This is a genomic window from Paracoccus sp. SJTW-4 (genome assembly GCF_047716885.1).
GTDB lineage: Bacteria > Pseudomonadota > Alphaproteobacteria > Rhodobacterales > Rhodobacteraceae > Paracoccus > Paracoccus solventivorans.
This window is the reverse complement of the sequence record NZ_CP136681.1, coordinates 520,557-542,819: the sequence shown is the minus strand read 5'-3', so window position 1 is coordinate 542,819 and position 22,263 is coordinate 520,557. Positions and strand designations below refer to the sequence as shown.

Sequence of the window (22,263 nt, the reverse complement as noted above, 5' to 3'; positions counted from 1 at the left end):
CCATGGGCAACACAGGCGTCATCGACTCGTTTCTAGGCGTATTCACGTCCTACATCGACTCAGGGTTCGGCCTGCTCGGCGGCGAGGTGGCCTTCATCGCCACGACGCTCATTGTCATCGACGTAACGCTCGCCGCGCTGTTTTGGGCATGGGGCGCGGATGACGACATCATCGCCCGGCTGGTGAAGAAGACGCTGTTCGTCGGCGTCTTCGCCTACATCATTTCAAGCTGGAACAACCTCGCGCGCATCGTCTTCGAGAGCTTCGCCGGCCTCGGCCTGATGGCGTCGGGCACCGGCTTTTCCGTGACCGATCTGATGCGGCCGGGCCGCGTGGCGCAGACCGGCCTCGACGCCGGCCGCACGCTGCTCGACTCCATTTCCGACCTGATGGGCTGGATCGCGTTCTTCGAGAACTTCATACAGATCGCATGTTTGCTGTTTGCGTGGGCGCTGGTTGTGCTCGCGTTTTTCATTTTGGCGATCCAGCTTTTTGTGACGCTGATCGAGTTCAAATTGGTGACGCTCGCCGGCTTCGTCCTCATCCCCTTCGGGCTGTTCGGCAAGACCGCGTTCATGGCCGAGAAGGTCTTGGGCAACGTGGTGTCGTCCGGCATCAAGGTCTTGGTCCTCGCCGTTATCATCGGCATCGGCAGCACCTTGTTTTCGCAATTCACGGCCGGTTTCGGCGGGGCGACCCCGACCATCGACGACGCCATGGCGATTGTGCTCGCCGCGCTGTCGCTGCTCGGCCTCGGCATCTTCGGCCCCGGCATCGCCAATGGCATCGTTTCCGGCGGGCCGCAGCTTGGCGCGGGTGCTGCCGTTGGAACCGGGCTTGCGGTCGCAGGTGCAGCCGTCGCCGCTGGCGGCGGGGCCATGCTCGCCGCCAAGGGCGGTGCCGCTGCACTGTCCGGCGGGGCCGCGGCCGTCCGCGGCGGTGCGGCCACCGCAGGCGCGGCGACCGCCGCCTATAGCGTCGGCTCGCTTGGCCAATCCGGTGCGGCCGGCGTCGCCTCCGGCCTCGGCGGTGTGGCGCGGGCCGCAGGGTCGGCGGCTATCTCGCCCCTCAAACGCGCCGCCGCTCGCGCCAGCGAATCCGTCAAATCCAGCTTCTCCGCTGGTGCGAAAGCCGGATTCGGCGCGTCGGGCGGCAGCTCCACCATGGGCACGGTCGGCGGCGCGAGCGTCGATCCCGCCGCAGCAGCATCCGGCCCGGCCGGCAGCCCGCCCGCATGGGCGCAGCAGATGCGCCGCTCGCAGGCAATGAACCACGGCACGACCATGGCCGCCCATGCGGTGCGGTCTGGCGACAGCCACGGTTCCGGTTCCTCCGTCAACGTTTCCGAAAGTGACCGCTCATGAGCATCTTCAAACGACCAGCAACCCATTACGGCAAGACGCCGGAACCCGAGACGCCCTATCAGCGCGCCGCGCAAGTCTGGGACGAGCGTATCGGCGGAGCTCGCGTGCAGGCGCGGAACTGGCGGCTCATGGCCTTCGGCTCGCTGATCCTGTCTGCCGGCTTCGCCTCCGCGCTGGTCTGGCAGTCCGCACGCGGGACCGTGGTGCCGTGGGTGGTGCAGGTCGATAATCTTGGTCAGGCGCAGACCGTCGCGCCCGCCAATGCCGACTATCGCCCGACCGATCCGCAGATTGCTTTCCATCTCGGCCGCTTCATCGAGCAGGTCCGCGCGATCCCGGCCGACGCGATCATTGTCCGTCAGAACTGGCTTCGGGCTTATGAGTGGACCACGGATCGCGGCGCGGCGGCGCTCAACGATTACGCCCGTGCCAATGATCCCTTCGCCAAGGTCGGCCGACAGCAGGTCGCCGTCGAAGTGTCGAGCGTCATCCGGGCCTCGCCCAACAGCTTCCGCGTCGCGTGGACGGAAAGGCATTTCGAGAACGGCCAGCTTTCCACCACGGAACGATGGACAGCCATTCTCACCATCGTCATCCAGCCGCCGCGCGACGCCGAGCGCCTGCGCGCCAATCCGCTGGGAATCTACGTCAATGCAATTTCTTGGTCGCGGGAGATGAGCCAATGAAAGCGTCAGCTTGCATCAATCACCTCGCTGATCTTCCCCTCGGAAATCACGAAGAAAGATGTACCCGTCATCTCGATCTCTTGCCCGGCCTTCCAGCCGTTGGGCAGGTCGGCCTTGACCTTGGCGCGATACCCGATGCGCACGGCTGCCCGGTCCTCAATTGCGATGCAGCCGAGAATCGTCTGTGCTCTTTCCGCAAACAATTGAACGCCCTGTTCCGCCAACGCGCGAAACGCTTCAATCCCGTGCGTCTCGTTCGTCACTTCTCCGTTCGATCTGTTGATAAACCGAACGTCGCCCGACAGGCAGTCGAGCATCGCCTGAACGTTCATTCTGTTGTAGGCGTCGATATACCGGGCAACAATCGTCGGCACAGAATCCATTCTGTCGGTTCCTCCTTACTAATCCTGAAGTCGCTAACCTATGCGATTTTTGCGACGGCGGTGGCAATTACTTTGGCAGGCTGCGCGACCAACCGGACGCCGCAATTCAGCTACGATGCCAGCGTGCCGCCGCTGCCGACTGTACAGGCGGCGACAACCGACAACACGCCCCAGCCGCTGCATGTGCCCCCCGCATGGACCGTGGCGCGCGGCGGCACCGCCGCAGGCACCCCGACCGGCCGCGTCGAGAACGCCAACGCAGCCGCGCGCGTCGAGCCGCGCCGGGAAGGCTACTACAACGCCATCCAGATTTATCCGTGGTCGGAAGGCGCGCTCTATCAGGTCTATGCCGCAGTCGGGCAGATCACGACGATCGCGCTGGAGCCGGGCGAGAGCCTGACAGGCGCGGGGCCGATCGCGGCCGGCGACACCGCCCGCTGGATCATCGGCGATACGGAATCCGGTTCGGGCGCAAACCGCCGCGTCCATATCCTCGTGAAGCCGACGCGGCCGGACATTTCGACCAACCTTGTCGTCACCACCGACCGGCGCACTTACATGCTCGAGCTGCGCGCGCGGGAATCGCTCTACATGCCCGCCGTGGCATGGGCCTATCCGGCACCGCCTGCCGGCCAGCGTCAGGCGGTCCCGGCCGCGCCGATCATTCCGGCCGAGGCAGCGCGGAACTATCGCTACGCCTTGCAGGTGCAGGGCGACAGCCCGCCATGGCGGCCGGTTTCCATCTTCGATGACGGCAGGCGCGTCTATGTCGTCTTCTCGGCCGGGATCGTGCAGGGCGAGATGCCGCCGATCTTCGTGCTTGGATCGAACGGCGAGCCGCAGATCGTCAATTCCCGCATCCACCAGAACGTCCTGATCGTGGACCGCCTGTTCGGCGCGGCGGAGCTGCGCCTTGGCAGCGGCAACCGCCAGCAGGTTGTCAGGATCGTCCGCACCAACCCGACGCAGGCCGCAGCAGAGCCAGCCCGCACGACCACGGGAGGATCGTCCTCATGAGCGATACCGATACCGCCACCCCCATGCGCCTGCGCGCTGAATCGCCCCGCGTCACCCGCCTGTCCCGTAAGATGCTGGCAGGCGTCGGGGCCGTCGCGCTTCTCGGCATCGGTGGGGCGCTGATTTACGCGCTCCAGACCCGCGATGCAGGACCGGGAGGTGACGAACTCTATTCGACCGAGAACCGGCCCACGGCGGACGGCCTGTCCGGCCTGCCGAGCGACTATAGCGGGCCGGCGCTCGGCCCGGCGCTACCCGGCGACCTCGGCCGCCCGATCCTCGACGCGCAGACAAGGGGCCAGCCCGTTGCGCCGCCCGTCATGACGACGCCCGCCGTCGATCCTGAGGAAGAACGCCGCCGCGCCGAGGAAGAAGCCGCGCGCTTGAGCAACGTCTTTTTCCAGTCCGGCCCGCGCACGGCAGCGCCGGCAGGAACGGCCATGCCCAGCCTTGCCGGGCTGGGCCTCGGCGGGCAGCCCGCGACACAGGATCGCCACGCGGCGTTTCTCAATGGGCCGGTGGACCGGCAGACCGTCGCCCCGGATCGCGTTGCGCCGCCGGCATCGCCCTACATCCTTCAGGCCGGGGCCGTGATCCCCGCCGCGCTCATCACCGGCATCCGTTCCGATCTGCCCGGCCAGATCACCGCACAGGTCACGGAGAACGTCTATGACAGCCCGACCGGCTCGCTGCTTCTGATCCCGCAGGGCACCCGCATCATCGGCCAATACGATCATGGCGTGACCTTCGGCCAGCGAAGGGTGCTCTTGGTGTGGAACCGCCTGATCTTGCCGGGTGGCCGCTCCATCGTTCTGGAGCGCCTGCCGGGCGCGGACGCCAGCGGCTATGCCGGGCTTGAGGATGGCGTCGATTATCATTGGTGGGATCTGATGAAGGCGGCAGGGCTGTCCACGCTGCTCGCAGTCGGTTCGGAGCTGGCGATGAGCGACGAGGACCGACTGATCCGCGCCATCCGCGACGGCGCGCAGGATACCGTCAATCAGGCCGGCCAGCAGATCGTCCAGCGCCAGTTGCAGGTCGCGCCGACGCTGACCATCCGGCCGGGCTTCCCGGTCAGGATCATCGTCACCCGCGATTTAGTATTCGAGCCGGCAGGAGGTTGACCATGACGAAACTGAAACTCGGCCCGCTGCCCGACGACAAGCCCGTGAAGATCACCGTGGAACTGCCCGCGCCGCTCCACCGCGATCTGGTCGCCTATGCAGAGGTGCTGGCCCGCGAAACCGGCCAGCCCGTCGCCGATCCAGTCAGGCTGATCGTGCCCATGTTGGAGCGGTTCATTGCCACGGACAGGGGTTTCGCCAAGGCTCGGCGAGATCGGTAGCTCTATTGAATTCCCGTTTCTTCTAATAGCACCCGCGCGAGTGCAGACGCGCCAGAGGAACCGGGCACAAATCGCTGCGGATTGAAGTCTCCATCCTTTAAGGACGATTTATCTAGCAGCCTTTTAAAATCTTCAGTTTCTACCATTTTTCCCGGACTTGTAAGGTATCGGTACGCGTGTCTAAAATATCGCATCAATCCATCGAACCCGTTTGTGCGATTCAACATATAGCCGGTTGCGTTTGCATCCCATGCTTCGGGCCATCTCAATTTGACTGCATCAAAATAGTTCCAGATAAGATTAGTAAGATCAACGTCCCTGCTCTCTATAAAGAATGGCCGCAAAACTAACCTCTCTGCATCGTCTGCATTGGCAGGTGGGAATGTTCCGCCACGCCTCCCAATTTGTCGATCTTGAATAATTTGTATTTTATCTTTGCATATATATTGCAATATTCCGGCAACGACCGTTGCTTGAGACAGCGTCTCCGTGTATCTGCCAGGTGTTGTTTTTCCAAGCCTTTTTATTTTTCTGTAAAACGGACTGTCAGGAGTCGACTCTAGTGCGACGACAACACTATGGCATGTCTTTTCAGGGCTTCGGCTCTTACTTAATTCAAATAGATCGTAGACAAGGCTTTTGTTAACTTTTGTTTGAGCAAGATTTACCGTTGCAAATATGCTCGCCTGATCCGCTATGTCTGCATCAATGAATATCGATACATTTACGTCAAAATCAGTTCCGTCATAGCCCTCCAGCCCTCGAATACGATGCTGTCCGTCAATGACGCGGGCGATATGACGGTAGAAGACCGCATTTTCAGGGTCCGCGTCATCAGGATAGTTCGATAGGGTCATGCGGACGAAGCGATCATCGGCATCACACGGAGATTCGATAGCTACGCACTTCTCAGGTATCGCCAAGACAACTGCGGTAGGAAATGTCGCATCAGAGCCTCTTACGTATTGCTGGATCTCACGAACCCGCCTCGTATCGAGTTCCCTCTGAATACCGAGATATGAGTCGATACCCCTCTCCGTGACCAATTGCCGAATGTCAAAATCGGTAATCTCGACTAGCGTCTTTGCAGGGATACTCCCGACATATATGTCGCCGATGGGTTGCTGAATACGAATGGCCGAAATCACGACCTTGCGCGCGTCCTCAGTCGCCATCAAGAAATCCCCCTCGACCGCCGAACCTCGTTCTGTAGATCAGCATCCGTTTTGGCTAGGGCCTCCCCCACATTTACATGGACTTGGGAAATGACAGCCATCAAAACATAGGCGACAAGAGTCACTAGAAATATTCCGACCGATGCGACCGAAAGTATGCTTGGCTTTATGCGCGATAACGTTGGATCATAGCCAATTAGGAGCGTGCAGAACACAATTCCCGCAAGGCAGTATAAATTAAAGATTGTCCGCCACGGGAAGAATGACTGAAAATCCTTATTTGAGTTCCAAGTTATGGTTGCAATAAGTCCAACAGAATAAAATACAAGCTGACCGCTCAGAAATGATCTTTGGAAGGCGTCGCTGATAAGAATATTTGACCCCAATGGCAAAAGCTCTCGTATTGCAGCCATAAGCAATGGTATTAGAGATATTGTTGCTACCACTAGAATTTCTAGCAGTGCGGTTCCCCATGCCTGCGGTCCAGCAGAGAATATTGCTCTCCAGTATCCGACTCTAGGCATGATGCACCACCAAGAACTCAGATGTCAGACCGCGCGCCTTGGATTGGCCAGCGATTACGCTTGCCCGTGGTATCGTATGTGTAATGTGGAAATCAGAATATAATTCATGGATACTTTCATGGTTTGCATTGGATACCAATATATGGCAACCGCGCGTCCTTGCCCGAACAAGCGCATCATGAAGGCGAACTTGGTCGTCCCATGAAAATATCGACTGATTATATTTTAGAAATCCATTAAAATTATGCTTTACTGTATATGGCGGGTCTACATAGATTAGATCGTTTGATGAAGCAGAATCTATCGCCTCCTCGAAATCAATAGCCGATATAGTAGCTTTCTTTAAAACATTCGAAACAGCAAAAAAATCATCATCATCAAACAAAACAGAAGATTTTGTTCCAATAGGAACATTAAACTCATTCTTGCGATTGACGCGATAAAGCCCATTCCAGCAAGTTCGATTCAGATACAAGAAACGAATGGCAGCTTGGATATCACTATCTGGATGGGTATTTCGGATAAGGTAATATAAATCATGACTATGACGATCATGTAAGTCGCGGAGGCCTAAGAGTATTTCACCCGGATGATCACGGATGGCGAGATACGTGTTAACAAGTTCAGCGTTAATATCGGATAGAAATGCCTCTTGAGGCGACAAGGCGAAAAAAATCGCTCCACTTCCGAGAAACGGCTCAACATATCTTCCGTAGTCCTCGGGGATAAGGGGGAAAAGCGTTTTAGTAAGCCAGCGTTTCCCGCCTGCCCACTTGAGAAATGGCTTTATGTTGATTTCCAAAGCTCCCCCCGACTTCTTACCCTCTGGCGTCGTTTTGCCCGCACCGCTGCATCAGATCTTGTAACCTGAGCCCCCCCGAACATTCAACGCTGTTCCTTCTTGCCGACACCCTCTCCGGGATGCAAGTTTCGCATGTCGGCCGCGCGCTCCCGCCGTAAGGGGGTGCCGCCGGCGCATAGACGCAAATGCGGCACGCTACAGGCCAGCGACCTCCCTCCATGGTTCGCATAGTTTCGGGGACCTCCAGTTGCCCCGAATCCCATTGAACATGGATACCGAGGTTATGAAAGATGAGTGATCCGACATTCGCGCTGGGTAAACGGACGATTCGCAGGCATCAGCTTCGGGAACTAGTTCCCCTTGCCGACACTACAATCTATGACATGGAACAACGGGGTGAATTTCCCCAGCGGTTCTATTTGACGGCCCGGTGTGTGGTTTGGGACCTCGCCGAAGTGGAGGCTTGGCTTGAAGAACGTCGCCAAGCCTCCAGAGAGAAGGCTATCAGACGCGCGCCGTCGCCCGATGTGAAGCTCAGGAAATTCCGGCCCGTCAAACGCTAGGTTCAGGCACCAACAGGTCCATTGACGGCGGATACAGCGTCGGCACATATTTCTGGCCCGCCACCCACGCGTCCACGAGGTTCGCCCATTCTTGCATCATATGGCGGCGCTGGTGCTCGTATTCCGCCTTGTTGTAGATGCCACGGGACGAGCGGCCATCCTCATGTGCCAAACACTTCTCGATCCAGTCACTATTGAAGCCCAGCTCGTTCAGGAGCGTAGAGCCTGTCCGGCGCAGATCGTGAACCGTGAAAGGTTCGAGCGGCAAGCCCTCCTTCTTCGCCCGAGCCACGACAGCGGTGGTTATGCGATTGAAGGTCGCCCGCGACATGGGAGCATCCGCATCGTAGCGCGATGGCAGCAGATATTTGGAATTGCCGGCGCAGGTCTTGAGCGCAATGAGAATGTCGATTGCTTGCTGCGCAAGATAGACGTTGTGCGCCTTGGATCGCTTCATCCGCTCCTTCGGGATCGACCAGACTGCGTTCTCGAAATCGACCTCATCCCAAGTCGCATCCTGTAGCTCACTCTTTCGGACCATGGTGAGCAGGAACAGCTTCATTCCGAGCCGGATTGTCGGCAGCGTTGGCACATGCTCAAGCTGGCCCAGCATGACCCGGATTTCAGCAGGCGATAGTGAGCGGTCTTTGGGAACAAAGGTTGCGATAGATGCAGGCCCGACCTCATCGGCCGGATTTGCCACCTTTTCCCCGTGCAGGATAGCGAAGGCATAAACGAGCTTCACAATGTCGCGGACGTGAACGGCGGTGGCCGGGGCTCCCCGTGCCTTAACCTTGGCGCACATGGCGCGGAGATCATCGGGGCTGATTTCGGTCAGCAGCCGGTTCCGAAAAGTCGGAAGAATGTCCCGCTCATAGATCGAGCGCCGCATCGCGCGGGTGCTGTCGGCCATCTTCGCCTCCTGCAACCAGCGTTCGCCAAACTCGCCGAAGCTCTTTGCCTCTTTGATACGGCGCTTCTCGCGTTGCTTCTCTCGGGCGGGCGACCGCCCTTCAAGTATGGCGCGCTTGGCGTCGATTAGCTTCTCGCGCGCCCGCGCCAGAGACAGGTCGGACGCGCCGTAGCGGCCGAGCGTCAAAGTCTCCCGACGCCCGTTGAGGCGGTAGTCATATCGGAACACGACCGCTCCCGAGGGATTGACCACGACATACATACCGTCACGGTCAACGACCTTATACAATTTATCCTTTGGTTTCAGGGCTTTGATGCCCGCGTCAGTCAGCATTTTGACCCTCCGAGATCGTTCAAAAACGCCAGAGAGCCGCCCAATATACCGTCAGGCCAAAAATGGCCTCCCTGAACGGAAAATTCCTATTATTCTCAAGGGAATAAGGTCGAAAAAAATACCGTCAGAGGCTCTCTTGCTCCTGACGGTATATTTGTTTTGGCAATGGGACAAGAGTCGCCATACCGTCAGCTATACCGCCTATCGCGAGGCTTGCCCCGCGATAGACGGCGATAGATGATGGCAGATTTATTTAATGATTTCAGTTAGTTATGTGCGGCAATCGGCGGTTATCGGCGGCGTTCGGATAGGCCCGAATTATTCCCACTCGATCGTGCCCGGGGGTTTTGAAGTGATGTCATAGGTCACCCGGTTGATCCCCTTGACTTCGTTGATGATCCGCGTCGCGGTCTCGCCCAGGAACGCGTGGGTGAAGGGGTAGTAATCCGCCGTCATCCCGTCGACCGAGGTCACCGCCCGCAGCGCGCAGGCATAATCATAGGTGCGCGAATCGCCCATCACGCCCACCGTCCGCACCGGCAGGATCGCGACGAAGGCCTGCCAGATTTCATCGTAAAGCCCGTGGCGGCAGATCTGGTCGATATAGACCGCATCGGCGCGGCGCAGGATTTCCAGCTTTTCGCGGGTGATCTCGCCGGGGCAGCGGATGGCGAGGCCCGGGCCGGGGAAGGGGTGGCGGCCGATGAAGCGCTCGGGCAGGCCCAGCTCGCGCCCCAGCGCCCGCACCTCGTCCTTGAAGAGCTCGCGCAGCGGTTCGACCAGCTTCAGCCCCATCTTCTCCGGCAGGCCGCCGACATTGTGGTGGCTCTTGATGGTGACCGAGGGCCCGCCGGAAAAGCTGACCGATTCGATCACGTCGGGGTAGAGCGTGCCCTGGGCCAGGAACTCGGCCCCGCCCACTTCGGCGGCGTGTTTCTGGAACACGTCGATGAACAGGCGGCCGATGGTCTTGCGCTTGGTCTCGGGGTCGCTGACCCCTTCCAGCGCGCCCAGGAACAGCTCGGATTCGTCGGCGTGGACCAGCGGGATATTGTAGTTGTCGCGGAACATGGTGACGACCTCTTCGGCCTCGCCCTGCCGCAACAGCCCATGGTCGACGAAGACGCAGGTCAGCTGGTCGCCGATCGCCTCGTGGATCAGCACCGCGGCGACGGAGCTGTCGACGCCCCCCGACAGCCCGCAGATCACCTTGCCGTCGCCCACCTGCTCGCGGATCAGGCGGATCGCCTCGTCGCGATAGCCGGCCATGGTCCAGTCGCCGGTGAACCCGGCCAGCCGCACGAAATTTTCCAGCAGGATTCGGCCGTTGGCGGTGTGATGCACCTCGGGGTGGAACTGCACCGCATAGAAGCGCCGCGCCTCGTCCGCGATCATCGCAAACGGGGCGTTGGCCGAGGTGCCGATCACCTGGAACCCGGGCGCCAGCGCGGTCACGCGGTCGCCGTGGCTCATCCAGACTTCCTCGCGCCCGTCCTGGAACAGCCCGGCAAAGATGCCGTCCAGCGCATGACCGGGGGCGGGCGAGACAAAGGCGCGGCCGTATTCGGCGTGATGCCCGGCCTCGACCCGGCCGCCCAGCTGCTCCATCATCACCTGCTGGCCGTAGCAGATGCCCAGCACCGGCACCCCCAGCTGGAACAGCGCCTGCGGCGCACGCGGGCTGCCGTCGCGGGTCACGCTGTCGGGGCCGCCCGACAGGATCACCGCCTGCGGTGGGGTCTCGCGCAGCTTGGCGTCGGTGACCGACTGATAGGGGCGGATTTCGCAGAAGACCCCAAGCTCACGCAGGCGGCGCGCGATAAGCTGCGTGACCTGGGAACCGAAGTCGATGATAAGCAGGCGTTGATGCTGAGTCATGCCCGCGCTTTAGGCCCGCGCGCGCCGCCGGGCAAGGCCCCGCGCGCAACCCGTCGCACTGCGGTTGCTTCGGGCGGTTCCAAATATCCCGGGGGTGAATGGCGCGGCACGCGCCAGAGGGGGCAGCGCCCCCTGACCGCCGCGCAACGGCTATCGCGGCGACCTCACGCGGGCCACAGCGCCGCCAGCGCCGCCGCCGGGTCCGGGGCCGACCAGATCTCGGGCCCGATGGCGATGAAATCGGCCGCGCCCCACAGCTGCCGGACCAGCGCCGCGTCCAGCGCGCCTTCGGCCACCACCGGCACCTCGATCATCTCGGACCACCACTGGAACAGCTCGAGCTCGACCGGCTCGCCGCGCCCCAGCGCCGTGGGGCCGCAGGGGCCGAAGCTGACGTAATCCGCCCCGGCCTCGCCCGCGCCCATCCCCTCGTGGCGCGAGCCGTTGCAGAAGGCGCCGACGATGGCATCGGCCCCCAGCTCCTTGCGGGCGTAGCGCACGCCGCGGGCGCCGGTGGTCAGATGCACCCCATCCAGCCCGTGGCGCTGGACCAGCGGCAGGTGGTCCTCGATCACCACCGCCACGTCGCGGGCGTGGGCCAGGTCGCGCGCCATGTCGGCCAGCCGCCCCAGTTCCAGCTCGTCGCCGATGCCGCCGGGCAGGCGCAGGCAGGCGACCGGATGGGCGTCCAGCACGTCGCCCAGCATCGGGCCCAGCTCGGCGGCCGGGATCAGCGCGGGCGCGATCAGGTAAAGCTGCGGCGCATCGCCTTGCGTATCCTCGGTCATGGCGGTCCCCTCTTGCTGGCCCCGACCCCGATAGCGCAGGCGGGGCCAGCGGGGAAGGGGCAGGGCAGAGACGCCCGTCTTGCGCCGCCCGCGCCGGCGCGGCATAAGATCAGCGGCCCGGGCAACGCCCGGCGCTGCGCTGCGGCCTTGCCACGGGCAGGCTGCACCCCGGGGCGGTAGCTCAGCGGTAGAGCGGCGGCTTTACACGCCGTTGGCCGGGGGTTCGATTCCCTCCCGCCCCACCATCCCTCTCTTCTCTTCGGGCCAAGAACGGGCCGTCGCGCCGAACATCCGGTTGGTCCCGTCATGTTGTGAGATTGGCGGATGTTGCTTGTGACCTAACGTAAGACGCGGGTGCGACGTTTTTTACAATGTAATCAATAAAGTCGAATCGAATTGGCGGGACGCGCACAAAGCATTGGAGCGCGAAATGAACAACAAGGCCCTTATTGCCGCCCTGATTTTTGGTGGTGCCACCACCGCCATGGCCGGTGGCTATACCGCCCCTGTGGTCGAGGCCGAGCCCGTCGTTGCCATCGCCCCCGCAGTGGACACCAGCGACTGGACCGGCTTCTACGGCGGCGTCCAGATTGGCGGGGTCGATCTTTCGCTCGGGCTGCCTGACTTCGAAGAGGAGCGCATTGACGGCCTCCATATCGGCGCCGATGGCCACCACTATGGTCTGCACGTGGGCTATCTTCGCGATTACGGCCAGTTCGTCGCCGGGGCCGAGCTGTCCTATGACAAGGCGGATGATTTCGACCTCCCCGTCAACCTCGAGGGCGAGTTGATCCGCGCCAAGCTGCTGGCGGGCTATGATTCCGGCAAGTTCCTGCCCTATGCCGCGATCAGCTTTGCCCGGCTGGATGGCGAACTTGGCGGGGAAAGCTGGGACGGCACCGGATTTGGTTACGGCGCCGGTGCCAAGTTCATGGCGACGCCGCGCGTCATGCTGGGGATCGAGTGGATGACCAACGAGTTCGATCTGGATGTGATCGAGGAGCAGGATCTCGATCTCGATTTCGGCACCATCAGCCTCAGCGCTTCCTACCGCTTCTGAGACCGGACCCTCTGCCTCCACGGAAGGCGCCGCCCGCGGCGCCTTTTTTCATGCGCCCGCTTCGCCTCGCAAAACCGCTTTCCCGCGCGGGCGCAGCGGTTACAGTTCCTGTTGACCGCCGCCGCCCGTTTGCGGCATAAATGCGGTAACTGAACACTCGTTCAATAACCGGGAGAGGGGTTTCGATGTTCACGCGAGGGATGGAGTTCGACCTGGGCGACGACGTGAACGCGCTGCGCGATACCGTGCACCGCTGGGCGCAGGACCGCGTGGCGCCGATCGCGGCGCAGGTCGACCGCGACAACGTGTTCCCGGCCGAGCTGTGGCGCGAGATGGGCGATCTGGGCCTGCTGGGAATCACCGTCCCCGAGGAATACGGCGGCACCGGCATGGGCTATCTGGCCCACACCATCGCGGTCGAGGAAATCGCCCGCGCCTCGGCCAGCATCAGCCTGTCCTATGGCGCGCATTCGAATCTCTGCGTCAACCAGCTGAAGCTGAACGGGACCGACGAGCAGAAGCGCAAATACCTGCCCGGGCTCTGTTCCGGCGAACATGTCGGCGCGCTGGCGATGTCGGAAGAGGGCGCCGGGTCGGACGTGGTGGGGATGAAGCTGCGGGCCGAAAAGCGCAACGGCTATTATGTGCTGAACGGCTCGAAATACTGGATCACCAACGGGCCGGATGCCGATGTGCTGGTGGTCTATGCCAAGACCGACCCCGAGGCCGGCAGCAAGGGCATGACCGCCTTCATCGTGGAAAAGGGCATCAAGGGTTTCACCCAGGGGCCGCATTTCGACAAGTTGGGGATGCGGGGGTCCAACACTGGCGAGCTGATCTTCGACAATGCCGAGGTGCCGTTCGAGAACGTGCTGGGCGCCGAGGGCAAGGGCGTGCGGGTGCTGATGTCGGGCCTCGACTACGAACGGCTGGTGCTGTCGGGGATCGGCACCGGCATCATGGCCGCCTGTCTGGACCAGGTGATGCCCTATGTCCGCGACCGCAGGCAGTTCGGCCAGCCGATCGGGAACTTCCAGCTGATGCAGGGCAAGATTGCCGACATGTATGTCGCGCTGAACACCGCCCGTGCCTATGTGTATGAGGTCGCCAAGGCCTGCGACGCCGGCAAGGTCACGCGGCAGGATGCGGCGGGCGCGGTGCTCTATGCCTCGGAGCAGGCGATGGTGCAGGCGCATCAGGCGGTGCAGGCGCTCGGCGGGGCAGGGTTCCTGAACGACAGCGTGGTCAGCCGCCTGTTCCGCGACGCCAAGCTGATGGAGATCGGCGCCGGCACCAGCGAGATCCGCCGGATGCTGATCGGCCGCGAGCTGATGGCGCTGGACTGATGCGCGCGCTCGCCCTTGCTATGAGTCTTGCGCTGGCCGCGGCGCCTCTGGCCGCGCAGCCCTATGACGACCGCATCGTCGAGGCGTGTCTCGCCGCGCATTGGGGCGGGCAGAACGACCGCGAATCCTGCATCGGCATCGCCGCCCGCGTCTGCATGCCGGTGGGCGAGGGCGGCGCCGAGGCCGCCATCGCCTGCCACGAGGCCGAGGCGGCGCAATGGGCCGCGATGCTGGACGAGACGCTGGCGGCGCTGCGCGCGCAGCTTGCCGAGGCAGAGGGCGCGGCCGAGGACGGCGGCGACCCCGCGCCGGTGCAGGCGCTCGACCGTGCGCAGACCGCTTGGCAGGGGTTCCGCGACGCCACCTGCGAGCTTGACGCGCTGCGCTGGCCCGACCCCGATATCGGCCGCGCCGCCCGCGCCGAATGCCTGATGCGCCTGACCGCGCGGCAGGTGTTCGAGCTGCAGTCGCGGCTGGACGGGGCGATGTGAGCGCCGGGCAGAGGGGGAAGGGGGCGCCATGACAGCGATATCGGCACGCCATGACCATGCCGCGCGGCAAGACTTCCGCGGGGATTTCCCCGCGCGGCCGGATATGCCCGGCCGCGCGGGCAGGCGGCGCGCCGCGGGGGCGCGCCGCGCCAACTCAGAACCGCATCACATAGGCCGCCTGCACCACCAGCGGGTCGACCTCGGCGGTGCCGATCTTGGCGCCGTTCAGATAGACGTCGCTGTCGATGTCGATCCAGCGGACCGTGCCGCGCAGCGCCGCGCGCTCGTTCAGCCACCAGTCGGCCCCGACCTGCGCCGCCAGCCCCCAGCTGTTCTTCAGGCTCAGCTCGCTGTCCGCCAGCGCGCCGGTGGTCTTTTCATCCCAGAATCCGGTGAAGTTCACCCCGACCCCCGCATAGGGCTGGAACGCCGAGCCGGTGTCCCAGTGATAGTTCAGGCTGACCACCGGCGGCAGGTGCTTGACCGTGCCGATCTTGCCCAATGCCCCGACGCTGACGTCGTGCTTGAAGGGCGTGGCGGCCAGCAGCTCGACCCCGATATTGTCGCGAATGAAATATTCCACCGTGATCGAGGGGCGCAGGTCGTTGCCGACATCCACCGCCCCGGCGGTCAGCGTGCCGTTGCCGTCCTTGGGCATGACGCTGGCCAGACCCAGGCCGATGGTCCAGTCGCCCGCCGACTGGGCGGACACGGGCAGGGCAAGCGCGGAAAGGGCAAGAGCCGCAAATGGGACGATGGTTTTCATGAACTGTCTCCGTACTGTCATGAAACCGCCCTGAACCTCCTTGCCGCAATGCGGCATGATCCACATCAATCTGCGCCCCGCGCTGCCGCCGCTGCGACACCGCGCCGCAGCCCCTTGCCGTCCTGTCAGGAGCCCGCCGCATGAAACTCCGCACCACCGCCCTGCCGTCCTCAGACGGGTTCCGCGCCAACCGGCAGGCGCATCTCGACATGCTGGCGACGGTCCGCGCCGCGGTGGACCATGCCGCCGCCGGGGGCGGGCCAGATGCCACCGCCCGCCATGTCAGCCGCGGCAAGATGCCGCCGCGGGAACGGGTGGCCAACCTGCTGGACCCGGGCTCGCCGTTTCTGGAAATCGGCGCCACCGCCGCGCATGACATGTATGACGGCGCCGCGCCGGGGGCCGGGGTGATCGCGGGCGTCGGCCGCGTGCATGGGCAGGACGTGATGGTCGTGGCCAACGACGCCACGGTCAAGGGCGGCACCTATTACCCGATGACGGTCAAGAAACACCTGCGCGCGCAGGAGATCGCCGAGCAATGCCACCTGCCGTGCATCTATCTGGTCGATTCCGGCGGCGCCAACCTGCCGCAGCAGGACGAGGTGTTCCCCGACCGCGACCATTTCGGCCGCATCTTCTACAATCAGGCGCAGATGTCCGCCAAGGGCATCCCGCAGATCGCGGTGGTGATGGGCAGCTGCACCGCCGGCGGCGCCTATGTGCCGGCGATGTCCGACGTGACCATCATCGTGCGCAACCAGGGCACGATCTTCCTGGCCGGCCCCCCTCTGGTCAAGGCCGCGACCGGAGAGGTGGTCAGCGCCGAGGATCTGGGCGGCGGCGACGTGCACACCCGGCTGTCAGGCGTCGCCGATTATCTGGCCGAGGATGACGCCCATGCGCTGGCGCTGGCCCGCCGCGCGGTCAGCCACCTGAACCGCCGCCTGCCGCAGACCGTGGTCTGGCAGTCGCCCGAACCCCCGGCCTACGACCCGGATGAAATCCTCGGCGTGGTCCCCGCCGACCTGCGCACCCCCTATGACATCCGCGAGGTGATCGCCCGCATTGTCGACGGCTCGCGCTTCGACGAGTTCAAGCCGCGCTTCGGGGAAACCGTGGTCACCGGCTTTGCCCATGTCGAGGGCTGCCCGGTCGGCATCGTCGCCAACAACGGCGTGCTGTTTTCCGAAGCCGCGATCAAGAGCGCGCATTTCATCGAACTGTGCAGCCAGCGCTCGATCCCGCTGGTGTTCCTGCAGAACATCACTGGCTTCATGGTCGGGCGCAAATACGAAAACGAAGGCATCGCCCGCCACGGCGCCAAGATGGTGACCGCGGTCGCCACCACCGCGGTGCCCAAGATCACCATGCTGGTCGGCGGCAGCTTCGGCGCCGGCAACTACGGCATGGCCGGCCGTGCCTATTCGCCCCGCTTCCTCTGGACCTGGCCGAACTCGCGCATCTCCGTCATGGGCGGCGAACAGGCGGCGGGCGTGCTGGCCACCGTCCGCCGCGAGGGGATCGAGCGCAAGGGCGGCAGCTGGTCGCCCGAGGAAGAGGCCGAGTTCAAGCGCCCCACCATCGAGATGTTCGAGCGCCAGTCCCACCCGCTCTACGCCTCGGCCCGGCTCTGGGATGACGGGGTGGTGGACCCGCGCAAGACCCGCGAGGTGCTGGCGCTGTCGCTGCGCGCCAGCCTCAACGCCCCCATTCCGCCGACAAGCTTCGGCGTGTTCAGGATGTGACCATGCGATCTTCTGTCCAGAAATATCCTCCGGGGGTCCGGGGGCGGAAAGCCCCCGGTCCGGCCGCGCAACCGAAAGGCACCCCATGTTCAGCAAGATCCTGATCGCCAACCGGGGCGAGATCGCCTGCCGGATCATCGACAGCTGCCGCCGCATGGGGGTGGACACGGTGGCGGTCTGGTCGGACGCCGACCGCGGCGCCCGCCATGTCGCGATGGCCGACGAGGCCGTCCATATCGGCGGCTCGGCGCCGAAGGACAGCTACCTGCGCGGCGATGCGATCATCCGCGCCGCGCTTGATACCGGCGCGCAGGCGATCCACCCGGGCTATGGGTTCCTGTCGGAAAACCCCGATTTCGTCGATGCTGTCGCCGCGGCGGGGCTGGTGTTCATCGGCCCCTCGGCGGCGGCGATCCGGGCCATGGGGCTCAAGGATGCGGCCAAGGCGCTGATGGAACGGGCGGGCGTGCCGGTGGTGCCGGGCTATCACGGCGACAACCAGGACGCCGCGTTTCTGGCGCAGCAGGCGCACCGCATCGGTTATCCGGTGCTGATCAAGGCCGTGGCCGGCGGCGGCGGCAAGGGGATGCGTCGCGTGGACGACCCCGCCGATTTCGGGGCGGCGCTGGCCTCGGCGCAGGGCGAGGCGCAGACCGCATTCGGCAACCCCGCCGTGCTGATCGAGAAATACGTCACCGCGCCGCGCCATATCGAGGTGCAGGTGTTCGGCGACGGCACCCACGCCGTGCATCTGTTCGAACGCGACTGCTCGCTGCAACGCCGCCACCAGAAGGTGATCGAGGAGGCGCCGGCCCCCGGCATGACCCCCGAGATGCGCGCCGCCATGGGCGAGGCCGCGGTCCGCGCGGCCGAGGCGATCGGCTATGCCGGGGCCGGCACCATCGAATTCATCGTGGACGGAAGCCGCGGCCTGCGCCCCGACGGGTTCTGGTTCATGGAGATGAACACGCGGCTGCAGGTCGAGCACCCGGTGACCGAGGCGATCACCGGCGTCGATCTGGTCGAATGGCAGCTGCGCGTCGCCTCTGGCGAACCGTTGCCCCTGCGGCAGGACCAGCTGAGCATCACCGGCCACGCGTTCGAGGCCCGGCTCTACGCCGAGGATGTCCCCGCGGGATTCCTGCCCGCGACGGGGCGGCTGGCGCATCTGCAATTCGCCGGCAATGCGAGGATTGAGACCGGGGTGCGGCAGGGCGACTCCATCAGTCCCTGGTACGACCCGATGATCGCCAAGGTCATCACCCATGGCCCGACCCGCGCCATCGCGCTCAGCGCGCTGGAAACCGCGCTGATCGACAGCGAAGTCGCGGGCACGGTCACCAACATCGACTTTCTGGTGGCGCTGACCCGGCACAAGGGGTTCCGCGCCGGCGATGTCGACACCGGGCTGATCGACCGCGATCTGGACCAGTTGATCGACCAGTCCGAACCCCCGGCCGAGACCCGCGCGCTGGCGGTGCTGGGCGTGGCCGGGCTGCATGATCCGGCGGTGCGCGGCGGCGTCACCCTGTGGGCGCCGCTGAAACGCACCGTGACGTGGGAGGGCGGCGACGGCATCGTCGAGGTGCTCGGCCCCGGGTGTGCCAGCGTGACGCTGGACGGCCACGCTCATGACATCGAATGGCGGGGCGGGCGCTGGTGGGTGGACGGCAGCCCGCGCCGCTCGCGCATCGTGGCGCATGACGCGGGCGTCAGCGTCTTTGGCGGCCGCCGGGTCACGCTGGTGCCGCAGGACCCGCTGGACCGCGAGTCCGAGGCTGCGGGGGGCGGCTTGACGCTGTCGCCGATGCCGGGGCTGGTCAAGGCGGTGTTCGTGGCGCAAGGCCAGCAGGTCGCGGCCGGCGATCCGCTGGCGATCCTTGAGGCGATGAAGATGGAACATACGCTGACCGCCGCCCGCGACGGCACCGTCGCCGAGGTGCTGGCCGCCGCCGGCGATCAGGTCGAGGCCGGCGCCCCCCTGATCCGGCTGGAAGAGGACGAGACATGAGCACGACGCTTCACCTGCACCACATCCCCGGCGCCCGCAGCTTTCGCGTGGCATGGCTGCTGGAAGAACTGGGCCTGCCCTATGAACTGACGGAATATCAATTGGGCGACCTGCGCCGGCCGGATTTCCTGGCCCGCTCGCCCGCCGGCAAGATCCCGGCGCTGGACATCGACGGCACCACGGTGTTCGAATCCGGCGCCATCGTCGAGCTGCTGACCGAGCGCGAGGGGCGGCTGGCCCCGAAACCGGGCGAGGTCGAGCGCGCGCCCTTCCTCGAATGGCTGCATTTCGCGGAAACCCAGGCCGCGTTCATCCAGAACCTCAACATCCAGCATGTGGTGATCCGCCCGGACACCGCGCGCTCGGTGGTGACGATGAAGCTGGAAACCAAGCGGCTGGCCTTTACCGCCCGCGCGCTGGAATCGCGGCTGACCGGACGCGAGCATATCCTCGACAGCGGGTTTTCCGCCGCCGACTGCATGTTCGGCTTCAACGTGCGGGCGATGACCCATTTCCTGCCCGCCGCCGACTATCCGGCGATCATGGCGTGGTGGGACCGGATGCGCGCCCGCCCCGCCTGCGCCCGGGCGCTGGAACGCGAGGGCGGCGATCTGTTCGACAAGGATTTCTACGAGATTCCAGATGCCTGATATCGTCATTGTCGAAGTCGGCCCCCGCGACGGGTTGCAGAACAACAAGCGCCTGATCCCGGCCGCCGAAAAGATCGCGCTGATCGACCTGCTGTCGGGCGCCGGTTTCCAGCGGATCGAGGCGACCAGTTTCGTCAGCCCGAAATGGGTGCCGCAGATGGCGGATGCGGCCGAGGTGATGGCCGGGATCACCCGCGCCCCCGGCGTGCGCTACGAGGTGCTGACCCCGAACCTCAAGGGATATGAGGCCGCCCGCGCCGCCCGCGCCGACAAGGCCAGCATCTTCGCCTCGGCCTCGGAAGGATTCTCCAGGGCCAATCTGAACTGCACCATCGCCGAAAGCCTCGAGCGTTACATCCCGGTGATGGAGGCCGCCCGCGCCGACGGTATCCCGGTGCGCGGCACGGTCAGCGTGGTGACGGATTGCCCCTTTGATGGTCCGACCCCGCCCGAAAACGTCGCGCGTGTGGCGGCGGCGCTGCGCGATCTGGGCTGTTTCGAGATCAGCCTGGGCGACACCATCGGGCAGGGGCGGCCGGAAACCATCGACGCCATGCTGGCCGCGGTGCTGGAGGAACTGCCGCCGGAACAGCTGGCCGGCCACTATCACGACACCGCCGGTCGCGCCCTGCAGAACATCGACGCCAGCATCGCCCGCGGGCTGCGGGTGTTCGACGCCGCCGTGGGGGGGCTGGGCGGCTGCCCCTATGCCCCGGGGGCCGAGGGCAACGTCGCCACCGAAAAGGTCGCGGCGCATCTGGCGGCGCAGGGGTTTGAGACCGGGCTGGACATGGCGCTGCTGCAACAGGCGGCGGCGATGGCGCAGAGGATGCGCGGCTGAGGCCGCCGGAAAGGACGCAGCGATGGAAACCCTTCGGATCGAGACCGACGCCCGCGGCATCGCCACCCTGTGGCTGGCCCGCCCCGACAAGCACAACGCGCTGTCGGCGCAGATGATCGAGGAACTGACCGCCGCCGCCGCGCAGCTTGGCGCCGACCCGGCGGTGCGCGCCGTGGTGCTGGCGGCGATGGGCAAAAGCTTTTGCGCCGGCGGCGATCTGGGCTGGATGCAGCAGCAGATGGCGGCGGATGCCGATACGCGGCGCGCGGGCGCAAGGGCGCTTGCGGCGATGCTGAATGCGCTGAACGAACTGTCCAAGCCGCTGATCGGCCGCGTCCACGGCAACGCCTTTGGCGGCGGCATCGGGATGATGTCGGTCTGCGACGTGGCGGTGGGGGCGCGCGGCGCCAGGTTCGGGCTGACCGAAACCCGGCTGGGGCTGATCCCCGCCACCATCGGCCCCTATGTGATCGCCCGCATGGGCGAGGACCGCGCCCGCCGGGTGTTCATGTCGGCCCGCATCTTCGATGCTGCCGAGGCCGAGGCGCTGAACCTGCTGGCCTATACCGTCGATCCCGAGGATCTGGACGCCGCCATTCAGGACGAGATCGCCCCCTATCTGGCCACCGCCCCCGGCGCCGTCGCCGCCGCCAAGCGCCTGATCCGCGCACTGGGGCCGCGCATCGACCCGGCCGCGATCGAGCTGTCGGTCGAGGCGCTGGTCTCGGTGTGGGAGGGCGACGAGGCCCCCGAGGGGATCGGCGCGTTTTTCGATAAGCGCAAGCCGCGCTGGCAGCTTTAGCGGGCAGGGGGCCGGGGCGGGGCCGAGGCCGGGGGTCAGCCCCGGTGCCCCAGATCCTCGAGAATCGCCTGCCGCGAATGCGAGGCGAACTCGCGCCGCAGGGTCAGCGCGGTGACCGCCGCCGTGCCCGCGATCAGCCCCCACGGCCCCAGCAGCCAGCACAGCGCCGCCAGCGCGAAATACACCGCCCGCAGCCCGATGTTGAAATTGCGCGCCGCCTGGATGTTGACCTGCGCGGCGGCCAGGGCGCGGGCCTCGGTCCCCGGCAGGGCCGGGTCGATGGGAACCGCCGCCATCATCACCGCGCAATAGCCGAACAGCCGGTGCGCCCAGACGAACTTCAGGAACCCGTTGGCCAGGAACAGCAGCCCCAGCAGCAGCTTCAGCTTCCACAGCAGCGTCGGGATCTCGGCCGCGTCCAGCTCGCGCGCAAGACCGGCCAGCGGGTCGGTGTTGCCCAGCAGCGCCAGCCCGCCGCCGATGGCGATCATGCAGGCCGAGGCGAAGAACGCGGTGCCCTCGCGCAGGGTGGTCAGGATGTTGCCGTCGAAGATGCGCGGATCGCGGTGGACGAATTGCCGCATCCAGTCGCGGCGATAGGTCTTCATCAGCACCGAGACCGAGGGCAGCCGCGCCGGCGGATGTTCGACGATCCGGGCGGTGCCGAACCACGCCAGAGCCAGCAGGGCCAGCGCAACAAGGTCAAGCGGCGTCAGCGGCAGGGTCAGGATCGCGGGCAGGTGGCTGGGCAAGATCGTGGGTCCGGGCGGTGGTGGCGGG

Annotated in this window: 22 protein-coding genes and 1 tRNA gene; 15 read left to right on the top strand and 8 right to left on the bottom strand. The window is 64.7% G+C overall.

Annotation, left to right across the window (positions count from 1 at the left end; translation table 11 throughout):
• The first annotated feature begins 2 nt into the window (after positions 1-2).
• Together trbL and trbF are read left to right on the top strand one after the other, a co-directional pair.
• Positions 3-1,364 carry a P-type conjugative transfer protein TrbL gene (gene trbL / locus RSP45_RS02710; protein WP_171379768.1) on the top strand — a complete coding sequence of 454 codons (1,362 nt, stop codon included), beginning with the start codon at positions 3-5 and terminating at the stop codon, positions 1,362-1,364.
• Positions 1,361-2,050 carry a conjugal transfer protein TrbF gene (gene trbF / locus RSP45_RS02705; RefSeq protein WP_171379769.1) on the top strand — a complete coding sequence of 230 codons (690 nt, stop codon included), beginning with the start codon at positions 1,361-1,363 and terminating at the stop codon, positions 2,048-2,050. The genes trbL and trbF overlap by 4 nt, the downstream gene beginning before the upstream one ends.
• A gap of 5 nt (positions 2,051-2,055) precedes the next feature.
• On the opposite strand, the gene RSP45_RS02700 is transcribed toward trbF, so the two are convergent.
• Positions 2,056-2,433 carry a nuclear transport factor 2 family protein gene (locus RSP45_RS02700; protein WP_171379770.1) on the bottom strand — a complete coding sequence of 126 codons (378 nt, stop codon included), beginning with the start codon at positions 2,431-2,433 and terminating at the stop codon, positions 2,056-2,058.
• A gap of 21 nt (positions 2,434-2,454) precedes the next feature.
• On the opposite strand from RSP45_RS02700, the gene trbG reads away from it, so the two are divergent.
• The 3 genes from trbG to RSP45_RS02685 are packed head-to-tail and all read left to right on the top strand — an operon-like array spanning position 2,455 to position 4,795.
• Positions 2,455-3,450, top strand: coding sequence for a P-type conjugative transfer protein TrbG (gene trbG / locus RSP45_RS02695; RefSeq protein ID WP_415393982.1), 996 nt, complete (start codon positions 2,455-2,457; stop codon positions 3,448-3,450).
• Positions 3,447-4,574 (top strand): TrbI/VirB10 family protein, encoded by a 1,128-nt coding sequence (locus RSP45_RS02690; protein WP_415393132.1) that lies wholly within the window; start codon positions 3,447-3,449, stop codon positions 4,572-4,574. Before trbG ends, RSP45_RS02690 begins: the two co-directional genes overlap by 4 nt.
• A 2-nt stretch (positions 4,575-4,576) precedes the next feature.
• On the top strand, positions 4,577-4,795 hold the full coding sequence (locus tag RSP45_RS02685) for a DUF2274 domain-containing protein (protein WP_171379772.1): 219 nt from the start codon (positions 4,577-4,579) through the stop codon (positions 4,793-4,795).
• Positions 4,796-4,797: 2 nt separating this feature from the next.
• Here the strand turns inward: RSP45_RS02685 and RSP45_RS02680 are convergent, their stop codons facing one another.
• Positions 4,798-5,970, bottom strand: coding sequence for a DGQHR domain-containing protein (locus RSP45_RS02680; RefSeq protein ID WP_171379773.1), 1,173 nt, complete (start codon positions 5,968-5,970; stop codon positions 4,798-4,800).
• A 516-nt stretch (positions 5,971-6,486) separates the two neighbouring features.
• A complete protein-coding gene (locus RSP45_RS02675) occupies positions 6,487-7,296 on the bottom strand; it encodes a DNA adenine methylase (RefSeq protein ID WP_203064908.1) in 810 nt (269 codons plus the stop codon).
• A gap of 290 nt (positions 7,297-7,586) precedes the next feature.
• Between RSP45_RS02675 and RSP45_RS02670 the strand changes: the two genes are divergently transcribed.
• Positions 7,587-7,859, top strand: a complete 273-nt coding sequence (locus tag RSP45_RS02670) for a helix-turn-helix transcriptional regulator (protein ID WP_171379775.1) — start codon at positions 7,587-7,589, stop codon at positions 7,857-7,859.
• On the opposite strand, the gene RSP45_RS02665 is transcribed toward RSP45_RS02670, so the two are convergent.
• The 3 genes from RSP45_RS02665 to RSP45_RS02655 all read right to left on the bottom strand — a co-directional run bounded on the left by RSP45_RS02665 (position 7,849) and on the right by RSP45_RS02655 (position 11,771).
• Positions 7,849-9,105, bottom strand: a complete 1,257-nt coding sequence (locus tag RSP45_RS02665; RefSeq protein ID WP_171379776.1) for a tyrosine-type recombinase/integrase — start codon at positions 9,103-9,105, stop codon at positions 7,849-7,851. The two genes, RSP45_RS02670 and RSP45_RS02665, sit on opposite strands and share 11 nt — an antisense overlap.
• A 318-nt stretch (positions 9,106-9,423) precedes the next feature.
• The gene (gene guaA, locus RSP45_RS02660; RefSeq protein ID WP_415393131.1) at positions 9,424-10,983 is read right to left on the bottom strand and encodes a glutamine-hydrolyzing GMP synthase; all 1,560 of its coding nucleotides are present in this window, start codon (positions 10,981-10,983) and stop codon (positions 9,424-9,426) included.
• Between the two features lie 164 nt (positions 10,984-11,147).
• Entirely contained in the window at positions 11,148-11,771 is a 624-nt protein-coding gene (locus tag RSP45_RS02655) for a thiamine phosphate synthase (protein WP_415393130.1), read from the bottom strand.
• Between the two features lie 170 nt (positions 11,772-11,941).
• On the opposite strand from RSP45_RS02655, the gene RSP45_RS02650 reads away from it, so the two are divergent.
• The 4 genes from RSP45_RS02650 to RSP45_RS02635 all read left to right on the top strand — a co-directional run bounded on the left by RSP45_RS02650 (position 11,942) and on the right by RSP45_RS02635 (position 14,668).
• A tRNA-Val gene (locus RSP45_RS02650) sits at positions 11,942-12,016 on the top strand.
• Between the two features lie 185 nt (positions 12,017-12,201).
• Positions 12,202-12,831: an outer membrane protein gene (locus RSP45_RS02645; RefSeq protein ID WP_415393129.1), complete on the top strand. Its 630-nt coding sequence runs from the start codon at positions 12,202-12,204 to the stop codon at positions 12,829-12,831.
• 185 nt (positions 12,832-13,016) lie between these two features.
• On the top strand, positions 13,017-14,177 hold the full coding sequence (locus RSP45_RS02640) for an isovaleryl-CoA dehydrogenase (protein WP_415393128.1): 1,161 nt from the start codon (positions 13,017-13,019) through the stop codon (positions 14,175-14,177).
• Positions 14,177-14,668 (top strand): lysozyme inhibitor LprI family protein, encoded by a 492-nt coding sequence (locus RSP45_RS02635; protein WP_415393127.1) that lies wholly within the window; start codon positions 14,177-14,179, stop codon positions 14,666-14,668. Before RSP45_RS02640 ends, RSP45_RS02635 begins: the two co-directional genes overlap by 1 nt.
• A gap of 154 nt (positions 14,669-14,822) precedes the next feature.
• Here RSP45_RS02635 and RSP45_RS02630 read toward each other — a convergent pair whose 3' ends face one another.
• Positions 14,823-15,434 (bottom strand): OmpW/AlkL family protein, encoded by a 612-nt coding sequence (locus tag RSP45_RS02630; protein ID WP_415393126.1) that lies wholly within the window; start codon positions 15,432-15,434, stop codon positions 14,823-14,825.
• 140 nt (positions 15,435-15,574) lie between these two features.
• On the opposite strand from RSP45_RS02630, the gene RSP45_RS02625 reads away from it, so the two are divergent.
• The 5 genes from RSP45_RS02625 to RSP45_RS02605 all read left to right on the top strand — a co-directional run bounded on the left by RSP45_RS02625 (position 15,575) and on the right by RSP45_RS02605 (position 21,483).
• Positions 15,575-17,179, top strand: a complete 1,605-nt coding sequence (locus RSP45_RS02625; RefSeq protein WP_415393125.1) for a carboxyl transferase domain-containing protein — start codon at positions 15,575-15,577, stop codon at positions 17,177-17,179.
• 85 nt (positions 17,180-17,264) lie between these two features.
• A complete protein-coding gene (locus RSP45_RS02620) occupies positions 17,265-19,190 on the top strand; it encodes a biotin carboxylase N-terminal domain-containing protein (protein WP_415393124.1) in 1,926 nt (641 codons plus the stop codon).
• Positions 19,187-19,840, top strand: coding sequence for a glutathione S-transferase family protein (locus RSP45_RS02615; RefSeq protein WP_415393123.1), 654 nt, complete (start codon positions 19,187-19,189; stop codon positions 19,838-19,840). Before RSP45_RS02620 ends, RSP45_RS02615 begins: the two co-directional genes overlap by 4 nt.
• The gene (locus tag RSP45_RS02610) at positions 19,833-20,681 is read left to right on the top strand and encodes a hydroxymethylglutaryl-CoA lyase (protein ID WP_415393122.1); all 849 of its coding nucleotides are present in this window, start codon (positions 19,833-19,835) and stop codon (positions 20,679-20,681) included. Before RSP45_RS02615 ends, RSP45_RS02610 begins: the two co-directional genes overlap by 8 nt.
• Before the next feature lie 22 nt (positions 20,682-20,703).
• Positions 20,704-21,483 (top strand): crotonase/enoyl-CoA hydratase family protein, encoded by a 780-nt coding sequence (locus RSP45_RS02605; protein WP_415393121.1) that lies wholly within the window; start codon positions 20,704-20,706, stop codon positions 21,481-21,483.
• 35 nt (positions 21,484-21,518) lie between these two features.
• On the opposite strand, the gene RSP45_RS02600 is transcribed toward RSP45_RS02605, so the two are convergent.
• Positions 21,519-22,235, bottom strand: a complete 717-nt coding sequence (locus RSP45_RS02600) for a DUF599 domain-containing protein (protein ID WP_303730647.1) — start codon at positions 22,233-22,235, stop codon at positions 21,519-21,521.
• Positions 22,236-22,263: the final 28 nt, after the last annotated feature.